This is a genomic window from Levilactobacillus suantsaii (assembly GCF_014069315.1).
Classification (GTDB): Bacteria; Bacillota; Bacilli; order Lactobacillales; family Lactobacillaceae; genus Levilactobacillus; species Levilactobacillus suantsaii.
Map to the genome: position 1 here is coordinate 2,035,376 of NZ_CP059603.1, position 21,075 is coordinate 2,056,450.

23 protein-coding genes and 1 pseudogene are annotated in these 21,075 nt (G+C 53.8%); 4 read left to right on the plus strand and 20 right to left on the minus strand.

What is annotated here, in order from left to right; translation table 11 throughout:
• Positions 1 to 32: 32 nt before the first annotated feature.
• The 5 genes from H3M12_RS09420 to lspA all read right to left on the minus strand — a co-directional run bounded on the left by H3M12_RS09420 (position 33) and on the right by lspA (position 5,770).
• Positions 33 to 2,603 carry a carbamoyl phosphate synthase preATP-grasp domain-containing protein gene (locus H3M12_RS09420; RefSeq protein ID WP_182150664.1) on the minus strand — a complete coding sequence of 857 codons (2,571 nt, stop codon included), beginning with the start codon at positions 2,601 to 2,603 and terminating at the stop codon, positions 33 to 35.
• Between the two features lie 2 nt (positions 2,604 to 2,605).
• Positions 2,606 to 3,679, minus strand: a complete 1,074-nt coding sequence (locus tag H3M12_RS09425) for a carbamoyl phosphate synthase small subunit (RefSeq protein WP_129032495.1) — start codon at positions 3,677 to 3,679, stop codon at positions 2,606 to 2,608.
• Positions 3,680 to 3,713: 34 nt separating this feature from the next.
• Positions 3,714 to 4,247: a bifunctional pyr operon transcriptional regulator/uracil phosphoribosyltransferase PyrR gene (pyrR, locus tag H3M12_RS09430; protein ID WP_129032496.1), complete on the minus strand. Its 534-nt coding sequence runs from the start codon at positions 4,245 to 4,247 to the stop codon at positions 3,714 to 3,716.
• A 130-nt stretch (positions 4,248 to 4,377) separates the two neighbouring features.
• The gene (locus H3M12_RS09435; RefSeq protein WP_129032497.1) at positions 4,378 to 5,301 is read right to left on the minus strand and encodes an RluA family pseudouridine synthase; all 924 of its coding nucleotides are present in this window, start codon (positions 5,299 to 5,301) and stop codon (positions 4,378 to 4,380) included.
• On the minus strand, positions 5,291 to 5,770 hold the full coding sequence (gene lspA / locus H3M12_RS09440; protein WP_129032533.1) for a signal peptidase II: 480 nt from the start codon (positions 5,768 to 5,770) through the stop codon (positions 5,291 to 5,293). Before lspA ends, H3M12_RS09435 begins: the two co-directional genes overlap by 11 nt.
• A gap of 290 nt (positions 5,771 to 6,060) precedes the next feature.
• On the opposite strand from lspA, the gene H3M12_RS09445 reads away from it, so the two are divergent.
• Entirely contained in the window at positions 6,061 to 6,702 is a 642-nt protein-coding gene (locus H3M12_RS09445) for an FMN-dependent NADH-azoreductase (RefSeq protein WP_129032498.1), read from the plus strand.
• 95 nt (positions 6,703 to 6,797) lie between these two features.
• Here H3M12_RS09445 and H3M12_RS09450 read toward each other — a convergent pair whose 3' ends face one another.
• The 6 genes from H3M12_RS09450 to H3M12_RS09475 form a co-directional block, all read right to left on the minus strand.
• A complete protein-coding gene (locus H3M12_RS09450; protein WP_129032499.1) occupies positions 6,798 to 7,463 on the minus strand; it encodes a type 1 glutamine amidotransferase in 666 nt (221 codons plus the stop codon).
• A gap of 332 nt (positions 7,464 to 7,795) precedes the next feature.
• Positions 7,796 to 8,626, minus strand: coding sequence for a WxL domain-containing protein (locus H3M12_RS09455; protein ID WP_170954971.1), 831 nt, complete (start codon positions 8,624 to 8,626; stop codon positions 7,796 to 7,798).
• 29 nt (positions 8,627 to 8,655) lie between these two features.
• Positions 8,656 to 9,696, minus strand: a complete 1,041-nt coding sequence (locus tag H3M12_RS09460) for a DUF916 domain-containing protein (protein WP_129032501.1) — start codon at positions 9,694 to 9,696, stop codon at positions 8,656 to 8,658.
• A 34-nt stretch (positions 9,697 to 9,730) separates the two neighbouring features.
• Entirely contained in the window at positions 9,731 to 10,378 is a 648-nt protein-coding gene (locus tag H3M12_RS09465; RefSeq protein ID WP_129032502.1) for a WxL domain-containing protein, read from the minus strand.
• A gap of 387 nt (positions 10,379 to 10,765) precedes the next feature.
• Positions 10,766 to 12,430, minus strand: coding sequence for a formate--tetrahydrofolate ligase (locus tag H3M12_RS09470; protein ID WP_129032503.1), 1,665 nt, complete (start codon positions 12,428 to 12,430; stop codon positions 10,766 to 10,768).
• Complete coding sequence (locus H3M12_RS09475; RefSeq protein WP_318531348.1) at positions 12,430 to 12,825, minus strand: EbsA family protein; 396 nt, start codon at positions 12,823 to 12,825, stop codon at positions 12,430 to 12,432. Before H3M12_RS09475 ends, H3M12_RS09470 begins: the two co-directional genes overlap by 1 nt.
• Before the next feature lie 56 nt (positions 12,826 to 12,881).
• Between H3M12_RS09475 and H3M12_RS09480 the strand changes: the two genes are divergently transcribed.
• The gene (locus tag H3M12_RS09480; RefSeq protein WP_225423514.1) at positions 12,882 to 13,298 is read left to right on the plus strand and encodes a ribonuclease HI family protein; all 417 of its coding nucleotides are present in this window, start codon (positions 12,882 to 12,884) and stop codon (positions 13,296 to 13,298) included.
• Here H3M12_RS09480 and H3M12_RS09485 read toward each other — a convergent pair.
• Positions 13,274 to 14,396, minus strand: a pseudogene (locus H3M12_RS09485) (NAD(P)/FAD-dependent oxidoreductase). The gene H3M12_RS09480 and the pseudogene H3M12_RS09485 sit on opposite strands and share 25 nt — an antisense overlap.
• A 217-nt stretch (positions 14,397 to 14,613) precedes the next feature.
• Here H3M12_RS09485 and H3M12_RS09490 point away from each other — a divergent pair.
• Entirely contained in the window at positions 14,614 to 14,826 is a 213-nt protein-coding gene (locus tag H3M12_RS09490; protein ID WP_129032506.1) for a hypothetical protein, read from the plus strand.
• Between the two features lie 165 nt (positions 14,827 to 14,991).
• Here the strand turns inward: H3M12_RS09490 and H3M12_RS09495 are convergent, their stop codons facing one another.
• Both H3M12_RS09495 and H3M12_RS09500 read right to left on the minus strand, forming a co-directional pair.
• Positions 14,992 to 15,591: a nitroreductase family protein gene (locus tag H3M12_RS09495; RefSeq protein ID WP_129032507.1), complete on the minus strand. Its 600-nt coding sequence runs from the start codon at positions 15,589 to 15,591 to the stop codon at positions 14,992 to 14,994.
• A gap of 91 nt (positions 15,592 to 15,682) precedes the next feature.
• A complete protein-coding gene (locus tag H3M12_RS09500; protein WP_129032508.1) occupies positions 15,683 to 16,210 on the minus strand; it encodes a TetR/AcrR family transcriptional regulator in 528 nt (175 codons plus the stop codon).
• Positions 16,211 to 16,395: 185 nt separating this feature from the next.
• On the opposite strand from H3M12_RS09500, the gene H3M12_RS09505 reads away from it, so the two are divergent.
• The gene (locus H3M12_RS09505) at positions 16,396 to 17,061 is read left to right on the plus strand and encodes a CPBP family intramembrane glutamic endopeptidase (protein WP_129032509.1); all 666 of its coding nucleotides are present in this window, start codon (positions 16,396 to 16,398) and stop codon (positions 17,059 to 17,061) included.
• 70 nt (positions 17,062 to 17,131) lie between these two features.
• On the opposite strand, the gene H3M12_RS09510 is transcribed toward H3M12_RS09505, so the two are convergent.
• The 6 genes from H3M12_RS09510 to H3M12_RS09535 form a co-directional block, all read right to left on the minus strand.
• Complete coding sequence (locus tag H3M12_RS09510; protein WP_129032510.1) at positions 17,132 to 17,599, minus strand: 8-oxo-dGTP diphosphatase; 468 nt, start codon at positions 17,597 to 17,599, stop codon at positions 17,132 to 17,134.
• A gap of 70 nt (positions 17,600 to 17,669) precedes the next feature.
• Positions 17,670 to 18,329, minus strand: coding sequence for a sugar O-acetyltransferase (locus tag H3M12_RS09515; RefSeq protein WP_182150665.1), 660 nt, complete (start codon positions 18,327 to 18,329; stop codon positions 17,670 to 17,672).
• Positions 18,330 to 18,463: 134 nt separating this feature from the next.
• A complete protein-coding gene (locus H3M12_RS09520) occupies positions 18,464 to 18,649 on the minus strand; it encodes a hypothetical protein (RefSeq protein WP_182150666.1) in 186 nt (61 codons plus the stop codon).
• 214 nt (positions 18,650 to 18,863) lie between these two features.
• Entirely contained in the window at positions 18,864 to 19,271 is a 408-nt protein-coding gene (locus tag H3M12_RS09525; RefSeq protein ID WP_182150667.1) for a hypothetical protein, read from the minus strand.
• A gap of 26 nt (positions 19,272 to 19,297) precedes the next feature.
• On the minus strand, positions 19,298 to 20,653 hold the full coding sequence (locus H3M12_RS09530) for an ammonium transporter (RefSeq protein ID WP_129032514.1): 1,356 nt from the start codon (positions 20,651 to 20,653) through the stop codon (positions 19,298 to 19,300).
• Positions 20,654 to 20,838: 185 nt separating this feature from the next.
• A complete protein-coding gene (locus H3M12_RS09535; protein WP_129032515.1) occupies positions 20,839 to 21,066 on the minus strand; it encodes a hypothetical protein in 228 nt (75 codons plus the stop codon).
• Between the last annotated feature and the right edge of the window lie 9 nt (positions 21,067 to 21,075).

The following is a 21,075-nucleotide window of genomic DNA, read 5'->3' on the forward strand; positions in this document are numbered from 1 at the left end:
GGGGTCCCATTTGTGTGTCTTCACCTTGACTGTTAAATCGTCCGGTTGATAATCCGGTCCAATTCGGCCGTGTCGCTCAAATTGTTAAGCTTCAAAGCTTCGCTGGACCCAAAGGCAATCGTGGCTCCGACTTCTTGGTCCGTGGTCCCCGGTCGGTTCAACACGTGCAAGTGTCGGAACGGGAAGACCGCGTTCATCAGGGCCACCCGGGTACTGTTGACGTCGATCTCGATGGTCGCCAGTTCATTTGCGTCCAACGTTTCGATGTGTTGTCGCGTCAGCATCCGCACCCAGTTGACTCCGGTGACCTTACTCAAGAAAGCCATCTCGGTCAACCGGGTCGGCCGAGTTCCCACGCAGACCATCTGCTTGGAATCTGGACTAGGTGCGAATAGGACTTGGACCATCCCCCGCACCTGCCGTTCACTCACGGCCTGCTTGGCCCATTCAACCAGGTTCAACCGCTGGGCCTTGGTCAGGTCCGCTGGCATCCGAAAGGCCGTGATTTGGGCCATCTTCTGGGTCATCCCCGGGGCGATTAAGTCCATGACGCCCACGGCGATTTTTTGTTGCTCGTGGACGAACAGACTGACGCCAATCGTGGCCATCTCGGGCAAGTGGTCCTTGGTCTCCTGGTCTGGTGGCAAGACGTGGAGGTTCAGATCCAACTTCTTGAGCTCCCGGGTCAGGTAGTGCCGGTTGCCCGGTACGATAACGATATCCGGGTGTTCAACGTGGATGACGTTTAAAATATCCCCTAACTGAATCGGGTCGACGTACTGCTTATCCGAAAATTCGGGGGCCACGCCGACCGCGTTCGGGTTCGTGTTCATCAGAATCGTGTGGTACCCCGCGCGTTTAAGCTGTTTCAACATTTCGGTGGTAAAATACTCCGCCGCAGAGTTTGGCCCCAGCTGATTGCCACCCCGACCTAAGACCAAGGCCGTCCGTTCACCCAGTGCCTGACTTTCGTTTTCGTATTCGAAAGTGCTGTAATAACCACTGGTCTGCTCGGGAAATTCGCCGGCCGTGGGTTCGATCATCTTATAGGTCGGCGCCACCTTGGCCCCCCGTGACAAATGCCGAATGGCGGTGGTATCGGTCTGCCACATCCGGGCAATCATCCCGTCTCCAAAGCCGTAGTAACGCGCCGTTTTCAACATGTCGACGTCCATGGGGTGGTCGGTGATCTGTCGTTCGATGGTCAACAGGTGCCGTAACTTCACGAAATAAAACGGGTCGATCTTGGTCAGTTCACTCAGTTCAGCGGGCGAATACCCCCGCCGTAAGGCTTCAATCAGCACCAAGATGCGGTTGGCCAACGGGTGAATCAGTTGGCTGACCATCTCGCTATCGGTCAGATTGCTGACGGAGAGCAAAACGTCGCGCGGGGAGAATTGCGAGCTACGGACCGACTTCAACATGGCCTCTTCGACCGAACGGCCAATGCCCACGGTGGACCCGACCGCTTTCATGGCCGTGTTCAAGTGCTGGTCGGCATCGGGCACCTCTTGAAACGGCCACAGTGGAATCCGGACACTAATGTGGTCGTTGGTGGGTTCCATGATGGCCGTCTGCTTAACGTACTGGGCCGGTAACTTCACATCGACCAACCGTTGACCCAACAGTAATTGCCCGGCGACCATCGTCACCGGATAACCCACGGTCCGGGCCGCTAAGGTGACGCCCCGGGTAAAGTACGGGGCGACCTTGGTGACATAGAAGTGTTGGTTAGCCGGATTCAACGCAAAATGGACGTGCAAGACCCCCACCACGTTCAATTCCGTGGCGATGCGAAAGGTGGCGTCACGTAAGTCCTGATACTCCCGATCGGTCAACGTCTGCGGGGGGGTGATGACGATGGAATCACCCGAGTGGATGCCAATTGGATCGACATCTTCGAGCCCGCTAATAATCAGTTCCGTGTCGGCTCGGTCGCGGATAGCCACCATTTCGATTTCCTTATACCCCACGACACTGCGCTCCAGCGTGCATTGGTCGAAGCGTGACTGCTGGAAGCCCTGGTTGAGCGCCGTCAACATCTCATCGACGTTCTCACAAATAGTCCGGTTAGTGTCGACCCGGGGGGCCACCGGTTTGACGATCAATGGAAAACCAATGGTCTCGACTAAGCCGAGGGCCTCGTCGTCGGTCTGGACGACCTGCGCTTCAATCACCGGTTCGTGAATCTCCTTTAAGGTATCATTCAAGGCTGCCGGATTATTGATCTGTTGTAAGGTGGTGGTCGGCATCCCCAAGACCCCCACTTCGTAACGTCCTAAATCACCATTTTCCTGGAGTTCCTGGGCGATTCGGAGTCCCCGTAAGCCCCCTAGAATCGGTAAAATGGCGTCTGGCCGGTCTTTTTCAATAATGTGCCGGACGTTAGCGGTGGTGACCGCCTGGACGTACATATTAGTTGGCTGGATTTCTTCTAAGGCCACCGAAAACGGGTTGTTATCGATGACCAGGGTCCGGACGCCGCGCTTCTTGAATTCAGTCAAAATCTGCACGGTAGCGCTGTCCAGCTCGGTCTCGTGGCCGATTTCGGTCGGGCCACTGCCAATGATTAACACTTTTTGTATTTGATCCCAGTTTTGCAAACCTATCCCTCCCGTGCAGTCATCGCTTCCATAAATTCATCGAAGAGGTCCCGACTCTCGTGCGGTCCGGGCGCCCCGTCCGCAAAGAATTGCACGGAAAAGGCCGGGAAGTCCCGGTGGCGCAACCCCTGGACTGTGCCGTCAATCAAGTCCACGTAGGTGGTGATTAAGCGGTCTCGGTCGATGGATTTGGCCACCACAGCATAGCCCTGACCCTGCGTCGCGTACAATACGTCGTTGGTGATGATGCGGCGAATCGGGTGGCTACTACCGTGATACTCGACCGGTAACGCGACCAATTCAGCCCCGTTAGCCAAGGCGAACAGTTCGTGGCCCAGGCCGATCGCAAACAGCGGGATCTCAGCTTGGACCTGCCGAATCATATCTAACACGTCGGTCCCTAAATCTAACGGTGACCCGGGCCCAGTGGACAGTAACACGCCGTCGGGATCCAAGTTTAAGACGTCCTGCGCCGTTGCCGTCCAGGGCAAGACCGTGACGTTGCACCGTCGTTCGGACAATTGCCGCAAGATACCGTGTTTCAAACCAAAGTCAATGACCACCACGTTCTTGCCGGCATCCGGGTTGGGATACGGTTTCGGGGTGGCGACCTGATCGACTTGACGGTTGGTCAACACCGTGGCGTTCAACTGGTCGAACGCGTGGGCGTCCGCCACGTCGACGATACTTCCCTTCATTGGTCCGGCTTGCCGCAGTTTACGGATCAAGTGCCGGGTATCGATGCCACTGATGCCCGGAATATTATGTTGCCGCAAAAATTCGTCCAGCGACAACCGGGACAAGCGGTTGGTCGAGATGTTGGTCAAGTCACGAACCACCATTCCCTTGGCTGTAGGTAAAATTGATTCATAACTATCGTGATTGATGCCCACGTTACCAATCGCCGGTTGCGCAAAAATAATGATTTGATTATGGTAAATTTGGTCCGTAATCGTTTCTTGATAGCCTAAAAGGTTTAGATTAAAAATCACTTCGCCACTGGTAGTGGCCCCGGCGCCGAATCCTTCACCCGCATAAGCCGAGCCGTCTTCTAAAATTAAATAACGTTTTGCCATGCAAAATCGGCCCCTTTATCTGGCACTGAGTTGCTTACGCCTTTAAGATCTCCACCGCATCGCGATCGTCAATCTCGCTCACGGAGACCTTAATCCGTTCTCGTTGGGAACTTGGAATGTTCTTGCCCACAAAATCGGCGCGAATCGGTAATTCCCGGTGGCCCCGGTCGACTAAGACCGCTAAGTTGATGCTCTTGGGCCGGCCTAACGCCATCACAGCACTCATGGCTGCCCGAATGGTCCGACCGGTATACAAGACATCATCGACCAAGATGACCTTCTGGCCAGCGACGGAAAAATCAAGGTTTTCGACCGTGACTTCCGGGTCACTCGGCCCATCATGATCGATATCGTCCCGGTACGGGGTGACATCTAAATCGCCCACGGGAACCGTGACGTTTTCTAATTGTTGCAAGCGATTCGCGATGCGCCGCGCTAAATACACGCCCCGGGTCTTGATGCCCAGAATCACCAGGTCGTCTACCCCTTTGTTCCGTTCGATAATTTCGTACGTGATTCGGGTCAAGGCCCGCTGCATGGCCATGGCGTCGACAACTACCTTTGGCATTATTTTGTCCTCCTCGAAAATTCAAGTCTGAAACTAGCGAAACGGGCGAGCTTCTTCGGCAAAATGGTGAAGAACCCCGCCCGCCTAACTACCGGCAAACCCGTTAGATATTAAGTTTAGCATAAAAAAACTAGATGGCTTTGTCAACCGGCAATCCGGCCTGGCGCCGTAAGCGTTGGACCGTTTCTTGAAAAATGGGTGGGGCTGGACAAGTAAAGTCCAGTTGTTCACCCGTGGTCGGTTGCTTGAAGCCCAATTCACGGGCGTGTAAGAACTGCCCATTCCCCTTTAAAGTCCGCTTGGGGCCGTACAGTGGGTCGCCCGCCACCGGATGACCAATGTAGGCTAAATGGACCCGAATCTGGTGGGTCCGCCCAGTCTCCAAGCGACACGCGATCAACGAGTAATCGCCGTAACGTTCGAGGACCTTGAAATGGGTCACAGCCGGACGCCCATCGGCCACGACGGCCTGCTTCTTACGGTCCTTGGGCGAACGACCCAGTGGGGCACGGATGACGCCCTCGTCTTCCTTAAAGTTTCCGTGAACGATGGCCAGATATTCGCGCAGGTTGGTCTTGGCCTGGAGTTGTTCGGAGAGACTGTGGTGGGCGTGGTCGTTTTTGGCCACCATCAACAGCCCCGACGTGTCCTTATCGATGCGATGGACGATGCCGGGCCGCAACTCACCGTTGATCTGTGATAACGGGCTGTGCGCCAATAACGCGTTGACCAGCGTGTGGTTCGGGTGTCCCGGGGCGGGGTGGACCACCATCCCCTGCGGCTTGTTAACCACGATGACGTCCGCGTCTTCGTAGACGATGTCTAAGGGGATATCCTCCGGGGTCAAATCGATGGGCTGCGGGTCCGGTAACGCGATGTGGACCGTGGCCCCGAGGTCCGGTTGGTCCTTGGGGCGGACCTGCTGCCCGTCGACCGTAATTTGACCGGCTTCGATGGCACTTTTAGCCTGGGAGCGCGAAATCGTCGGCTCCGTGATAGCCACCAGTTTGTCCAAGCGTAATTTTTGCACCACCGTAAATTCTTTAATTTCCATGTGACTGATGTTCCTCCCGTCGATCGGCTAAAAAGACGCCGATCATAATCAAGATGACCCCCACCGTGAGGCAGGAATCGGCAAAGTTAAAAATCGGAAAATTGATAAAATCGAGTTGAAACATATCGACCACGTACCCCTGCACCAGACGGTCAATGAAATTACCGACCGTACCGGCAATCATGAACGCGAGCCCGAGTTCTTCGACCCATTGTTTGGGCCGGTGCCGATAGTGCCAAAAGAAGTAGCCCATGACGCCCAAGGCAAAAATCGCGATGACGGCAAAGAACCACAACTGCCCCTGCAGGATGCTCCAGGCAGCACCATCGTTGCGTAGATGCGTCAAAGAAAGCCATCCCGGCACCAGGACGTGTTGGCCGCCTAAGGCAATATTGACCACGACCGCATGCTTGATCAACTGGTCAGTTGCAATCAGGACCAGGATCAAAAGCGAATCAAAAATCAGCATGGTGTTGGCCCCACCTTTCATAGTTTTGTCATTGGCTAAAAGTATACCAGAAAACTCACCGGTCCGCGGCCGAAACCCCGTAAACTTTTCGGTTCCGACCGCTTTTTGCTCTGATGCCATTCAACTCAGTCCCTAATTTGTTTAGCCGCAAGCCTATCTAGCAACCGCTATCCTCCCGGGACGATAATGGCCTGGTGGCCGCCTTGCGTAAAGACCAGTTAGCGCCTAGCTTTATAATGTAAGCGCTTTCTGATATACTAAACTTATCGTTAAGAAAAGAGGAGTTATTAATGACTAAAGTATTAGTAATTTATGCTCACCCTGAAACGAAAACCTACTCGACCACCGCCAAATTTTACCAACAATTTTTAACAGCGTACCGAACCGCACACCCCGATGACCAGATCATCGAGCACAACGTCTCCGAATACATGCCGTTTCCGCTGGATAAAATTGCGGTGGCCATTTATAACAAAGCCTTGGTCAATCAGCCACTGAACCCTGACGAAGAACGGTTCCAAGCGTCCCGGCAGGTCTGGATCGACGAATTCGTCAGTGCGGACAAATACGTGTTCGTCAACCCCATGTATAACCTGTTTGTGCCGACCGAAATGAAAAGCTACCTCGACATGGTCATGCAGGTCCCAGATACCTTTCACTACACCGCTGAAGGCGTCATGGCCGGGGCCTTACACGGTAAGAAGGCCCTTCACCTGCAGACCTCTGGCGGCGACTACCACGGCACCGCGGGGGGCCCGGACATCAGTCGGCTTGACCTGGGACACCAATACTTAAAGACCGTCCTCCACGTGATGGGCGTTGACGATGTCACCGGCCTTTACGCCGAAGGGATGGATCACGATCCTGCCAACGCCCCGGACATCATGGCGCAGGCCTTTGCCCGTGCCGAAGCAGCGGGCAAAACCTTCTAATTGAGTAACAGCGACAATTCAAAACGGGTCTGAGGCGTAACGCCTCAGACCCGTTTTATCTGTGTTGGCTCCCCTTAACGTTAGGGCGCCATTAATCATTCAATGAGGTAATCTAAAATCCGGTTTAAAGCCACTTGATTTGCCGTGGGAACCGGTGTTTCCAGCACCTGCGTAGCCGTTTGTCCTAGGATTGACCCCGCCAGATAAGCGGCATCGTTGACCACCATTTCGCGCACGTTCGTTGCGGTTGGTTCCAAGTGACATTGCAAGCCTACGACCCGGTGATGGTAAACGAAGCCTTGGTTTTGGACCCGATCGCTAGAAAACAGTAATTCAGCCCCCGTTGGAAGCTGAAACATCTCTTCGTGCCAGTGCAAAACCATCAGCTGAGCTGGTAACCCTGGAATCGTCGTCGTTTGCCGGTAAATCGGCGCCCACCCAACTTCTTTAGCGGGTGCTTTGGTCACCGGTGTGCCCAATACGCGCGTGACTTGTTGGGCGCCGAAGCAGGCCCCAAAGATCGGCACGTTGCGCACCAACAACGTTTTAATCAACGCCCGTTCTGCGTGAATCCAGGGCAAATCATCATTGGGACTCATCGGGCCTCCCAGGAGGACTAAAAAGTCGGTCTCATCCGCCGTGGGCAACTGGCCAAACTGGTCGGGGTGGTACACGAACACATCGTAGTGGTGTGCTTGCGCCCAAGGTAAAATAGTCCCCGGCCCTTCTTCTGCCGTATGCTGTAAGATATTTAACCGCATCAAAATCCTTTCCATCGACGGCAATGTTGGAGTGGGGATCGCCTGCAAGTGCCCAAGATGGTCCCATTGTAGCACAGTTACCTGAATCGATCTACCGTCAGCCAACGGCGTTCCCCGCTCGGTGAGCTCACTTCCAGCGCTTTTACCTGGAAATTCTGATCAACATTTTGGACCAAATTTAGGTGCTTTTCGGACCCTCTTAGTAACTAACCGCACTACTCGACCATTAGCGCACAAAGGCCAGTGCAGTGACTGCTTCAAAACTATGTAAAATAGCCTGGCAACAATCACACCACCCAGGTGTGGTTGGCAGGCTGAGTCAGGACTTAGTTTTATTTCACCGGTCCCGTCGTCAACGTATAAGTCAAGTCGGCCGTGTACGACCCCGCATAGCGCACAGCGGGCCAGTCTAATTGGGTGTTTGCCAAATCAAGTTGGGTCCGCCCCATGCCCCCATCTTTTTTGCCCCGCAAAATGACCGCCGCATCCCCGCCAGCTTTAAGCTCTGGGGAATACGCAACGGCCGGATAGGTGCTTTGACTAGTCGGTGAACTGGGGTTCAAGTGTAACTTAGCCCCGTCGACCGCGATGTTGGGGTGTTCCAGATTCTTGAAGGCTCCTAACCGAACGCTCAAATGCCAAGGCTCACCCGTCCCGAGGAAATTCTCGATTGCTAACTGGGTTCCCGCCGGGCGCACGGCAAGCGACGTGGGGGTCGTTTGGCGGCCTAACGCAGTCTTAAACTGCAACGACGGAACGATAGTTTGCCCGCTATTCGTCTTAGCAAAGCCTAACGATCCTGAGTTGACCGTCGCGGTGACCGTACTTTGGGACTGGTTGGTCTGAACTGGCGACGGTGTTTTAGCACTATTTTCGTTAACGGCATCCGTTAATATTGAATCAAGTTCATCCTTTCCCTTAGCACTTTTGGCCCGACCAATGTAGTGTTGGAGTCTATCCCAGCTTAAATTGGTCAATTTTCTAATCTCCGCTATAACTTTAAGCAGGTCATCAAATAACCCACGAGTTGTTCGCCGATCATTCTGACCACCCAAACTGGCCGCGTGACCTGGCGACCCTGAGATCAGCCACAAGCCGCCCCAGGTCCCTAAACATAAAATCACAGTCCCAGCGACCCGTTTCAATTGATTAGATTGTGTCATCCTATCACCTCCTTTCAAAATAAATCGCGTTACGCTTCCGAATCCGGTAACTCTGTCGAAGCGGTCCGGCGAAGCAACCGCCAAATCACCAGTGCCAGCACCAACACTAAGCCACTCAAGCCACCCACGACCGCCCATAGCCAATTAAACGTTCGGGCGGAGGCCTTCACCACCCCATGTCGTGTCACCTGTCGCACGTTTTGCCGGGTAACGGTCAACGGTAAGGTGAATGGATAGGTAAAACCACCCCGAGTTTTCAGGGTCCCCGTGAGCGTGTACTGACCCGCTGCTAGGGCCTGACTCCCTAAATCAAGCCCCAACGTGAACTGACTTTGGGGCGCAAAGAGCAGGTCGTTGCGTTGAAAATGGCGGACCTTTTTCCCCGCCGACGTAGTTAACGTCGCGTGTAACCGGCCTTGCGACACCAAGGCCGGGGTCCGGTTCACCATAGCTAACGCCACCTGCGGGTAAGCTTGGGCCAGTTGGTACTGAGCTCGGTGCACCGTCAGGTCCGGTGAGCCCAAATTAATTGGCCGGTGAGTATAAAACTCCAGGGCGACCACGTATTCAGCTCGCGCCACGACCCCCGTTCCCTTCGTCGCCTTTAGGGCTGTCGCGGTGGTATGTTCTCGAACGGTCAGTCCCGCCAACATGACGCCCTTAAAGGCGTGAGCGGGAACCGTTAATTCAACCGTGACCGTCCGGGTCGCTTGAGCTGGGACCCGCACCGTTTGAGCTTGGGGAGCAAACAAAGCCGTTGCCTGGGCCGGCAACATCTTCGCTCGGTTGTTACGACTATAATCCACGATTCCGTTACTATTCGTCGTAGCGATTCGCGCCACAACGTCGTACCGCTGAGCCGTCTTCCCCTGGTTCGCGATTTTCAACCGTAGCCGGCGATGCTGGTGCGGCCGCACGGCTAACTTGAAATACGACGCGTGGTCCTGGTTATCCGCCGGCAAGACTGGGGTCACCGTATAGGGGTGCCCTGGGGTTCCGGTAGCGGCGTGACTATGGGTGGGCGGACTCAACCCACCAACACAATCACGATTCCGGCTACGAGCCACCATTTAATTGTCGCCATCGTTGTTTTCTCCTTCTCGATTATTGATTCGGGCCACTGACCAAGCTATAGGTCACCGTCGCTTGATAATTGCCCGCATAATCAACTCGTGGCAGGGTCAACGTGATCGGCGACAAATCTAAATCGACCGCCCCCATCCCCGCGTCACGTCCTGCGTCGATAAGCGTCATCGCGTCGGCACCCGCCCGGACCGGGGTCGTGGTGGTCGCAGTCGGCAACGCTTTTTCTGCTTTAGCCGTCAAATTCTTCTTGGGGAAGACCAACGTGGCCCCCGTTAAAGTCCGCTTGTCATCTGCGCCACTTGCGGCCTTCTTGAGCAGTTTGACCGCCTGAAACTCACTCAGACTGACTTTCAATTGCCACGGTTCCCCACTCCCGAGTAAATTACTGATCTTTACGACCGGCGCGTTATCGGTCTTAACGAGCCCCAGCCCGGTTTGTTCGCCATCAGCCACCTTCGCCGCTTCAAATTTCAGGGCTGGAAGCTTCTCCTGCGCAAAGGTCAACTTACCGGCAGCCACTTGCACATCTGCCGTCGTATTGGCGTTAGTGGCCACACTCGCTGTAGGGGCGGTCGTCGTTGCGGCCTGCCCAATCAAGGAAGGGCTCAGTGGGAGAAAGGTACCTAACAGTAAGGCACTCATCATCCATTTTACGGGTTTAGTCATCTCTTCTTTTGGTCGCTGCGCCGTAGCGTTGCCCAACTACTAACGGCGACCAGCCTACTTTCTGGGATTTAAATGGTACGGGCAACTGTCCTGTCACTACACACCGGTGGTCATTAACGTTCAGACTCGCCATGGACCAGTTTCGGTGACTAGCTTTCATTGTGCCAGACCAGCTTTTCATTGTGCAACCCTAACGGCTCATCTCGGCCAAATCTGCTATAAATTAGTTAATAATGGTCTAAATTTTGACGTTACTAGTTTAACAGGAAGCTGGACTAGTTCTTCACCACATCAAAAATGGTGTTGATAGATTTCTCTATCAACACCATTACGCTTGTCAGCTGGCAATGGGTTACCAAGCCCAGCTGGCTAACATTTTTAACTGGTTTAGAACAGGCCCGTAATCGTTCCGTCAGCCGCAATGTCCATGTCGAGGGCCGCTGGGTGCTTCGGTAGACCCGGCATCGTCAAGACGTTACCCGTTAAGGCGACCACGAAACCAGCCCCGAGTCGTGGTGAGAACTCCCGCACGTGGATCGTAAAGTCCTTCGGGGCGCCTAATTGATGGGCGTCGTCGGTCAACGAGTACTGGGTCTTAGCCATGCAGACTGGCAATTGATCCCACCCCCGTTGTGCAAACGTCTTAAGTTGCCGTTTGGCCTTAGCTGACAATTCGACGGTCGCCCCACCGTAAATTTTATGGGTGATGGCTTCCATCTGCGTGACCAAATCAGCCCCATCTTTGACTAGCGGTTTAAACTTGCTGGGCTGATTAGCCGCGTCCACGACGGCGCGCGCCAATTCCGTCGTCCCCGCACCCCCGTCGGCCCATTCGGTCGTCGTGGCTACAGCAACGTTTTGGGCTTTGACGATGTCGGTCAACGTTTGAATCTCGGCATCGGTATCACTGGTGAAGCGGTTGATGGCCACGACCACCGGCACGCCGTACTGTTGCATGCTGTGGATGTGGCGCAAGAGATTAGCACTGCCCTGTTTTAAGGCTGCCAAATCTTCGGTCTCTAAGTCGGCGCGCTTGACGCCACCGTTATACTTGAGGGCCCGGACCGTGGCCACCATGACCACGGCGTCCGGCGTTTTGCCGAGGACCGGTGTCTTGATATCCATGAACTTTTCACCACCCAGATCGGCGCCGAAACCGGCTTCCGTCACGGCGTAATCGCCCAGTTGCAAGGCTGTCCGGGTCGCCAAAACGGAATTACACCCGTGGGCGATGTTGGCGAACGGGCCACCGTGAATGATGGCCGGGTTGTGCTCCAACGTTTGGACTAAGTTGGGCTTGATGGCATCCTTAAGTAATAATGTGATGGCGCCACCGACCTTCAAGTCCCCCACCGTCACGGGTTCCTTATCGGTGTTGTAGCCGATCAGGATCCGGTTGACCCGGCGTTTCAAGTCGCTCAAGTCCTTGCTCAAGCACAATACCGCCATCAATTCACTGGCGACGGTGATGTCAAACCCGTCTTGACGGGGAACCCCCGACGTGCGTCCGCCCAGGCCAATCACGGTCTGCCGCAACGCCCGGTCGTTGATGTCTAACACCCGCTTCCACACGATTTGGCGGGGATCTAAGTGCAAGGCGTTGCCTTGTTGAATGTGGTTATCGATCAAGGCCGCTAAGGTATCGTGGGCCTCGGTCAAGGCGTGCATGTCGCCCGTAAAATGCAAGTTGATGTCTTCCATCGGCACGACTTGGGCGTGACCTCCCCCGGTCGCACCGCCCTTCAAGCCCATCACGGGGCCTAAGGACGGTTCCCGTAAGGCTAAAACGGTCCGCTGACCAATCAGGTTCAACGCATCCCCCAAACCGATGGCGACGGTCGATTTGCCTTCGCCTGCGGGCGTTGGGTTGATCGACGTGACCAAGATCAACTTGCCTAATGGTTTAGGGTCGGCCAAAGGTAAATCAATCTTGGCCTTGGTGTGGCCGTAAGGTTCGATTTGTTCGGGCTTCAACCCGACTTTGGCCGCAATCTTTTCGATGGGTTCTAAGGGTGTAGCTTGTGAAATGGCAATATCAGTATTCTGAGTCATTAAGCAGATTCCTCCTCCGATGAACTGTTCGCAATTGCTGTTTGTAACAGACCAGCTAATTCGATGGCCGAGTTACGGGGCAATAAAAATTGATAAATTCGGCCCTGCGCCACGATACCTAACCGGTACCGGGTGGCGCGGACACTCTTGACGTGACGCAACGGAATCACCAGATGATGGTGATTCAACACCGTGCTGACCGTCAGCATATCGTGCGCCATGGTAATATTGCGAAAGTGGACCTCAATCCAACATAACAGGATAAACGCCACAAAAAAGGCAAACGTGATCCAGTTAAAGTGGGTCACTTCCAACCAAAAAATCCCGCCCAGTAGCAGGACGATAAACGTCCAACTCCAAATGATAATGCTGCTAATGGGATTGGGTTGGTACAAAAAGCGTCGTTCCTGGGTTATCATAATCTTATCAACACCTCATTTAATCTAAAGGAGTGAGTCCTTTGTATTCATTATATACGGATGCCGCCACCCAACCGCAAAGCGGCCTGAGTGCGGGGGGCATCCTGTTGATCCACGACCACCAACAGACCCAAACGAGCCTACCGCTACAAGCCACGACCAACCATCTCGCTGAATTTGAAGTGGCCACGCTGGCCTTCACGCGATTGGCTCACACACTAGGCGCTCAATGTGCCACGACCACCGTGTTGTTCTACACGGACAGTCTGCTCGTGAGCCAAAGTGTTGCCAAACGCTACGCCAAGCACTACCAAAGTGAAGTAGACGCCCTGCTCAGCGCTCAGCGCCCCTTTCAACTGGTCTTGACCCAGTGGGTCCCCGAAAAACAGAACCAGGGGGCCCACACACTAGCCAATCAAGCCCTTCACGCTAGAGAAGACTTTAAGTAAGTACTCAGTGGTAATTCGTAATCGCTCCAGTCGGGAGTGCCACCGTAGAGCGCCGAGCCGGCTAATAAACGTCCGATTTGTGGCCCCGTGGTCAACCCCGAGGAACCCAACCCGGAAGCGACTAAGAGTCGTTCGTGTTCGGGAATCGGACCGAAGAAAGGCGCAAAGTCACTACTGTAGGCCCGGGTCCCGACCCGGACGCCCACGACGTTTTCGTCGGTGAGAGTCCCCATCAGTCGCTGAGCACTGGCCAACAAGTCGGCGGTCACCATCGCGTCTAAGCTCAAATCAAAGTGCTTGTCATCCTCGTGCGTTGCGCCCACAATCAATTTTCCTTGGCCAAACGGCACAAAATCCCGTTCACCTTCAGGCATCAAGACGGGGAGTTGTTCCTGTAACGGGTAGTCCTTGACGGCCAGCTCGATTAATTGTCCTTTTTGGGCGCGAATGTCCGTTTGAATGTGCAACGGCACTAACAAGTCGGGTAACCAGGCACCAGCTGCCACGATGATGCGGTCGTATCTCCGGGTCCCTGCCGAAGTGACGATGTTCTCGTCACCATCGAGCTCGACCCGTTCTTGACGGACCGTCAAATTACGTTGTTGCGCCTTGGCTAACAACGTCGTGACCAAGGCGGCCCCGTCGACTCGGGCCCCTCCACTGAGAAAGACTCCCGCTTGTGGGGCCGTCAACAGGGGCAACTTCGCCTGCACTTCCTGTGCCGTTAATTGTTGGACCGTTCCCATCGCCGGTGCCGCTTCCCGCCGCTTTTGTGCTAAGGCGTACAGGGCTTCTAAGTCCGGAACAGCCGCCCGGGTCACGATGGTCCCCGTTTGCTGGTAAACGTCGGTTCCCAGCTGCGCGTCATGAATCAATTGGGGGTACAGATCCGCCCCCGCGCGCCAAGCGGTACCACCGCTGGTTACGGCGTTTCGATAACCACGGCGAGATGATGCCAGCAGCCGCTTTGCTAGCCTGTCCGACCCCATCGTCGTATAAGGTCACCTGGAGTTGTTTGGTACCCGGAAGCGTACTGAGATAGTACGCGGCGGTCGCACCGACGATGCCACCGCCAATGATTGCAATTCGTTTTTGCATTCGTTTAACCTCCTCAAACCACCAAGATTGCACTCGGTTTCATTTTAGCATACCTTCTTGGTCGTCGCGGTCGTTGCCGTTTCATTTTCATCCCCATGACCAGGCAACGCCCCACTGGATAAGCCGTGGGCCAATCGTAAGTTTACCTAAATATTTTGCTAGGCGTCGCAACATGTTACACTAAGGTTTGAAAATTTGAAGAAAGAAGTGTGAATCCATGGCACAATCCGATTCAGCTAAATATACGATTACGGTGGCCGCCGACGAAGACGGCAACGTCAAACTAAGCTCCACCCTCGATGCGGGACGTACGGTCAGTGCATTATTGCTCTCCGCGCTCAGCGCCATCAAGGAGGACCAACCAAAGCTGAGCCGTGAACAATTTCTCGCCATTTGTAATGGCGTTTGGGAGTACGATCAGAAATACTGAAGTAGCTAAGCCACCACCTAAAAAGGGAGACAATGCGCCAAACGAAGATTGCCTACTTCATTTATTCCGTTACTAATACGCTTACATCTGCTGTTTAATGATAGGCCATCCAGCAAGCGCCCGCCGCTTGTTTTGGATGGCCTATCATTAAACACTCATTCTAATTTAGTCGCGGACTAAGAACCGATCGTCATCGGCCATGAAAGTCTTGTCTCCCGCCGGGGCTTCGATGGACCCAAAATCCATTTCGGCTCTTAATTGCCAGCTGGTGGGTAACCCAAAGGCTCGTTGGACATCGGCGTCGATCAGTGGGTTGTAATGTTGCAGGTTCGCGCCCAATCCGTTTTCGGCCAGCGCGGTCCACACGGCGTACTGTGCCCCACCTTGGGCTTGTTCGGCCCAGTCGGCAAAGTTAGCCGCGTAAGTCGCGAAATCAGCTGCGGATTGGTCAACGACCGCCGTGTCCGTAAAGAAGAGCACCGTGCCGTAAGCCTCCGCAAACCCAGCAATTTTCTGCTCAGTAACCTTGAAAGCTTCGGCCGGCACGATGGCCTGCAATTGATCGTGGACGATTTGCCAGAGTTGCTCGTGATGCTGGCCAAATAGGATAACGGCCCGGGTCGACTGGTTGTTGAACGGCGTGGGGGCGTACTTGATGGCGGCTTTGATCAGCGCACTGATTTCAGTGGACGTCTGGGTGACATTGCGGCCTAAGGCGTAAATACTCCGGCGTTGTTGGGCTAAGTCGATAAATTGGGTTTTCATTAGGTAAGGTCCTCATTTTATGGTTTTTAATTGTTCACAACTTAATTGGTGTAGACCTAGTTTATTGCTTACTTTTTGAAAGTAAAGCAAATCAACTCGCCCCGAGCAATTTCGTTAATTGGTGCGTCACCAAGTCGGCCGTGACCGGCCGTTGGGGCTGGCATAACAACACGCCTAGTAAAAAGGTCCAGACCGTCTTACTCGCGGCTCGGGCCTCCCCTTGAGTATCCGTTTGGGTCAACCACAGCGTGATCACTGTGACCAAACTATCCGGCACTGGCCAGGCCCCGGTCACAACAAACGCCACGGCCTGGGGATGGTCGCGTTGGTACGTCAACAGGTTCGTCACCATCCGGGTGAGCATCGTCGCGGCCACCGGGGAATCGAGGACCCCCTCGCGTAACGTCGCCGCTACCTCGTTCAAGATATCGACGCGCAACTGGTGCAACAAACTGGCTTTATTGGGAAAATGGCGATAAATGGCTGCCGGCGTCACATCTAAGAAGCGGGCTAACTGACGTAACGACAAATCAGCAACCCCCGCTTCCTCTAATTCTTGGCGGGCTCGTTGGCGAATCGCAGCGGCTAAATTTTGACGATGATAGGGACGCGTTGTCATTTTTAGGACCTCCCGGGGACAAACCATGATTGACTGGGCTTTTCAAGTCCAATGTTATCACCGTTTACATTAAATGTTAACACTAGTAACATAGAAGCTATGCCGTCTTTACACAACTTTTACACGTTAACCGTATCAGAAGACCTACAATGTAGGTGATTATCCATTAGAGAAGAGGAAGGCTTATGGCCAAAATGATTTCCAAGCGTCGATTAATGCTGCAATTTTTAGCCTTTTGGATCACTTGGTTAGTGGTCCAGATCTTTTTAAACACACCGATTGAGCATCACTTGGCCGGCTGGTGGCAAGAACTGGCTCTCGATGCCATCAAACTATTAGTCTGGTTAGGCGGGGGGTGGGTGTTCTTACACCACGCGCAGCCAGGCACCCTAACCGTGTCTCGGAAAGCCCAATGGCGCCCCGCCTGGCACTTCACGCTGGGTTACTGGGTCTGGGGCGTTCTCGTCATCTACTTAGTCGCCCAGTTCTTGGTCATCCATCACGGGTTACACCTGAGTCGTGGCTTTTTACCCCAATACTGGGGCCGCTACTTCTTAGTCGTGGGGATCACGGAAGAGTTCGTCTTTCGGGGCTACTTCTTAAACGCCCTGTTGCAACGCACTACGCTGACGAAAGCTAACACCATCCAGGCCATTGCGTTCGCGGCGATGCACATCCCCCGCTACCTGACCACGATTCCGCCGATGAGCCCACTGGTCTGGCTGAGTAACCTAGTCTCGGTCGCCCTTTTAGGGGCGCTGTTCGGGTGGTTGTACGCTAAGAGCCACTCACTATGGCCAGGGATCATCGTGCACATGACTTGGGATATTTTAGTCACCCTCTTCACCTGAGTGACATCTTCACTAAACTGAAAAGCGGCTGGCAATTCGACGTGATATCGAACTGCCAGCCGCTTTTTAGTTACCCTTGACTCGTATCGACTTGTAAGGGCCCATCCCACTCGTCACAGACCACGGCCGGCACGTCTCGATGAAAGACCTTTAACAGGGTCAATAGACTCGCCGCACTGTTGGCCACGGTCAACTCGTTTTCCGCTAACCAATACACCCGGCCCTCGGCACTACTCTGCAGGGTTCCGGTAAATTGGGTGCCCCGATACAGCAAGCCCAGTTTCCGGCGCCCGTGGTCCTGGTCGAACCACTCGCAAGTCCCACAAAATTCCGCGGTCGTAAGGTGCAGGCCGGTTTCTTCACGGACTTCACGCAAGGCAGCGTGGAGTCCACTTTCGCCAGCTTCGACGTGGCCGCCGGGAAAACTATGACCCGCTTTCCAGGGCACGTTGACTTTATCTTCGACCAGAACCTGCTGGGTTTCAGGATTCTGGACCATCACCATGGTCACTAATTCTACTGGTTGGGTACGATCCATGGACGTCACTTCCTCATTATTTCGTTTAGTTTTACTGCTACCAACCCTAAGTATCCAAGGTTATTCGGGGCTAGTCATTTTGAAGGTATTTAGCGCGAATATCCTGGGGAATACGTTTCTCTTTATTATAAAAAACATCATCGTTGGCGGTGATGGCCCGCAACACGCGGGCGGGGTCCCCCACCGCAATCACGTTTTGCGGGATGTCCTTGGTCACGATACTGCCCGCACCAATAATGGCATTATCTCCAATCGTCACTCCTGGTAAGACGGTGACCCCACTACCGATCCAGACGTTTTCACCAATATGGATGGGTTGATTGAACTGGAGCTTAGCCCGCCGTAAGCGCGGGGACGTGGGGTGGGCCGCCGTCGCCAACGTACAACCCGGTCCGATCATCGTGTCGCTACCAATAAAAATCTCCCCGTCGTCGACAAAATTGTTATTAAAATTAATAAAAACATCGTGGCCGACGTGGACGTGCTTTAAGCCGAAATTCGCGTAGACGGGCGGCAAGATGGCTAAGCCTTCCCCATAAGTTCCCAGAACTTCTCGTAAAATCGCGTCGCGTTGTTTTAGCCCCGCATCGGTTTCTGGCAACTGGTTAAACACATTGATCTTTTGTACCAGCTCCCGTTGGTAAGCCAAGAGTTCTGGATCATCACTATTGTAAAGACGCCCCGAATTCGCCATCCGATTAAACGCGGCCTTCTTTTCCCTAGAAATCATCACCTGATACCCCCTTATTGACGGCCTCACCTAGATACCGCCACCTAAGATTCACGTGACTTGCCCCTCACGCCACGCTTAACTTTATTATACCAAAACAAAAAGGAGGCTCACGGGCCTCCTTTATTTTGTCGCTAAGCTTGACGCTGTTTAGTTTTGTATTTTGTGAGTAAAGCTTCCCCGCCGTAGCACAGAATAGCCAGTGCTGCGAAGCCGATCGGAAAACCGACTGCCCATAATAGGGACTTCATCAGTATCAAGCTTAATAAGCCAACTGCTAACACCACCAGGATGATCAATGCAATCGCATCTTTTGTCATGTCAATTCCCCCTAAATTCCCCGAAATAATTGTGGCCCCAACCACGTTTCCAGGATAGCAATATCAAGGGGGAGTTGCAAACCTTTTCGTCGAACCTTACCTAAACTTAACCTCCGCGACGCTTTTGACCTGGTCAATTGACAAACTAAGTCGGCTGACTGGCCGGCCAAGGCGCCTGTGGAAAGACACCTTGGCTTGATTTTCAACCAGTCCCTTACATCTGGAATTGGTCGAAAATCGTTGCACCTAACAGAATCAAATTCGCGGGTGTGTTTAATCGTCGTAACACTTGCGGCGTCAGCGACACCGTTACCCGTCCGGAATGGTCGTCGATCTCTTGACCCCGAAAGAAGTCGCCCACACTAATCGAATGGGCTAGTTGAAACTTAAAGGTTACCTTGGATAAGGGTAACAAGAAGTCGTTCCAAAAGTCGCGGGGAGTGGCCGGCGTCTGCGCCACTAAAAGCTGGCGAATCTTTTGCCATGACAGGGTGATCTCACCACTCTGCTGTGTAAACCCGATTTTTAACAGCGCCCAGAGAAACAGGCGTTGGGCCGAATTAAGGGCTGGTGCCTTAACCTCGATTAAGACCCAGCTATCGGCCTCCTGCTTGCTTACCATGACGGACTCCCCCTCAGTTCTTATGCCTAATCTTTATGCTTACCAGTTAGCCATTGTGCTTCGTCACTGACTGGTGCGTGGAGTTGCTCTAACTGACCCTTGAATTCTGGGGCGTACTTTTCCTGGTCGGCGGTAAAGGCACCCAATTTTGCGTTCAATCCCACCGTGTAGTCGGCCCGTTCGCCGTGTTCGCCTTCATCCAAGCCTAAGCGTTCCTCGACCGCGTTAACCCGCATAGGGAAGACCGCTTTGAGGCCCCAAATCAAGAGGCTGCCCATCGCGGCAACGAAGATGATCGTAAAGCCGGTCGCTAAGGTTTGGACGCCCAGCAAATGCCAGCCGCCACCGTACGCCAGCCCATTGGTCACCACGGCTGCATTGACGGACTTGGTCGCAAAGACCCCCGTCAAGAGACTGCCGACGATGCCACTGACCCCGTGGCACCCGAAGGCATCCAAGGTGTCATCGACGCCCAACCGTGGCTTGAGTAACGTGATGAACGCGTAACTAGTCAACGTCGCACAAGCGCCAATCGCAACGGAGCCTAGGACCGTGACGTAGCCAGCTGCCGGCGTGATGCCGACCAGTCCACACAGGGTTCCCGTGCAGACGCCGACCAGCGTCGGTTTCCCAGTTGTCCAGAGGTCTAAGCCCATCCAAACCACCATCGCCGTGGCAGTCGCCACCGTACTGGTGATGGCCGCTTGCATGGCCACGCTGTTAACGGCTAAAGCACTCCCGGCATTAAAGCCGTACCAGCCGATCCACAGAATCGCCGTGCCCAGTAAGACCCACGGTAGGTTGTAATGGTCGTTTTTCTTGGCGGCAGTCAACCGCGGGCCTAACCACAGTGAAAGTACTAAGGCCGTGACCCCCGCATTGATGTGCACCACGGTGCCCCCGGCAAAGTCCAGCACACCGAGCCGCGCCAACCACCCGGCCGGGCTCCAAACCAAGTGGACCATCGGGTAGTAGATGAAGATGGACCAAGCAATCAGAAACACCAGTAAAAATTTAAAGCGGATGCGCCCCACGATTGCCCCAACGAACAAGGCCGGAGTGATGATGGCAAACATCATCTGGAACAACGAATAATCCCCGACCGGAATCTTAGTCGCGGTCAACCCAGCCAAGTTCACCCCAGCCATGAAGACGTGTTTTAAGTTCCCAATGACCCCCAAAATGTTCCCCAAAAGCGCCAGTGTATAACCTACGGCCACCCAAAGTACGATGGCGACCCCGGTCATGATAAAGACCGACAACATGGTATTGACGACGTTCTTCTCCGTGACCAATCCCCCGTAAAAAAACGCTAGCCCGGGAGTCATAAATAGGACCAAGATACTTGCGATCAACACAAACGCTGTATTTGCTAAATTCATCAGCCACGCCCTCTTTTTTCTTTATGTTATAAGTTCTAACACAAGTTTTAGCTTTTGTCAGGCTTTTTAGGGTAATTTCGGCTTAATTTAGCAATTCATTGGTTAAACCCGGTCATTTTCGGCGGTTAAAGTCATTGTCATTACCATATATGTTAATTTTTATTACATTCAAGACTTCTTACAGGTCAATGCGATTCCCAACAGGCTTGTTGGTAACGTTCCTCATAAATCGCCACCACGCTGCGAGCCGCACAAAACCGTTCGGCTTGGGCCAGTGTTAGGCTGGCGACCGGCAATTTCCGGTCCCGTAATTGTTTGATCACGGGACTTGGCAATCCCGTCAGTCGGCTCAACTCCACGTTCAGTAACGAACTGGCCAAAATAAAATGAATATCCCCATAGACTCCCGTCATTGTTGCTTC

Coding starts and splice junctions, on each gene's coding strand:
- H3M12_RS09425 (WP_129032495.1), bottom strand. CDS start 3,679: ATGGCAAAACGTTATTTAATTTTAGAAGACGGCTCGGCTTATGCGGGT.
- pyrR (WP_129032496.1), bottom strand. CDS start 4,247: ATGCCAAAGGTAGTTGTCGACGCCATGGCCATGCAGCGGGCCTTGACC.
- H3M12_RS09435 (WP_129032497.1), bottom strand. CDS start 5,301: ATGGAAATTAAAGAATTTACGGTGGTGCAAAAATTACGCTTGGACAAA.
- lspA (WP_129032533.1), bottom strand. CDS start 5,770: ATGCTGATTTTTGATTCGCTTTTGATCCTGGTCCTGATTGCAACTGAC.
- H3M12_RS09445 (WP_129032498.1), top strand. CDS start 6,061: ATGACTAAAGTATTAGTAATTTATGCTCACCCTGAAACGAAAACCTAC.
- H3M12_RS09450 (WP_129032499.1), bottom strand. CDS start 7,463: ATGCGGTTAAATATCTTACAGCATACGGCAGAAGAAGGGCCGGGGACT.
- H3M12_RS09455 (WP_170954971.1), bottom strand. CDS start 8,626: ATGACACAATCTAATCAATTGAAACGGGTCGCTGGGACTGTGATTTTA.
- H3M12_RS09460 (WP_129032501.1), bottom strand. CDS start 9,696: ATGGTGGCTCGTAGCCGGAATCGTGATTGTGTTGGTGGGTTGAGTCCG.
- H3M12_RS09465 (WP_129032502.1), bottom strand. CDS start 10,378: ATGACTAAACCCGTAAAATGGATGATGAGTGCCTTACTGTTAGGTACC.
- H3M12_RS09470 (WP_129032503.1), bottom strand. CDS start 12,430: ATGACTCAGAATACTGATATTGCCATTTCACAAGCTACACCCTTAGAA.
- H3M12_RS09490 (WP_129032506.1), top strand. CDS start 14,614: ATGGCACAATCCGATTCAGCTAAATATACGATTACGGTGGCCGCCGAC.
- H3M12_RS09495 (WP_129032507.1), bottom strand. CDS start 15,591: ATGAAAACCCAATTTATCGACTTAGCCCAACAACGCCGGAGTATTTAC.
- H3M12_RS09500 (WP_129032508.1), bottom strand. CDS start 16,210: ATGACAACGCGTCCCTATCATCGTCAAAATTTAGCCGCTGCGATTCGC.
- H3M12_RS09505 (WP_129032509.1), top strand. CDS start 16,396: ATGGCCAAAATGATTTCCAAGCGTCGATTAATGCTGCAATTTTTAGCC.
- H3M12_RS09510 (WP_129032510.1), bottom strand. CDS start 17,599: ATGGATCGTACCCAACCAGTAGAATTAGTGACCATGGTGATGGTCCAG.
- H3M12_RS09515 (WP_182150665.1), bottom strand. CDS start 18,329: ATGATTTCTAGGGAAAAGAAGGCCGCGTTTAATCGGATGGCGAATTCG.
- H3M12_RS09520 (WP_182150666.1), bottom strand. CDS start 18,649: ATGACAAAAGATGCGATTGCATTGATCATCCTGGTGGTGTTAGCAGTT.
- H3M12_RS09525 (WP_182150667.1), bottom strand. CDS start 19,271: ATGGTAAGCAAGCAGGAGGCCGATAGCTGGGTCTTAATCGAGGTTAAG.
- H3M12_RS09530 (WP_129032514.1), bottom strand. CDS start 20,653: ATGAATTTAGCAAATACAGCGTTTGTGTTGATCGCAAGTATCTTGGTC.
- H3M12_RS09535 (WP_129032515.1), bottom strand. CDS start 21,066: ATGACGGGAGTCTATGGGGATATTCATTTTATTTTGGCCAGTTCGTTA.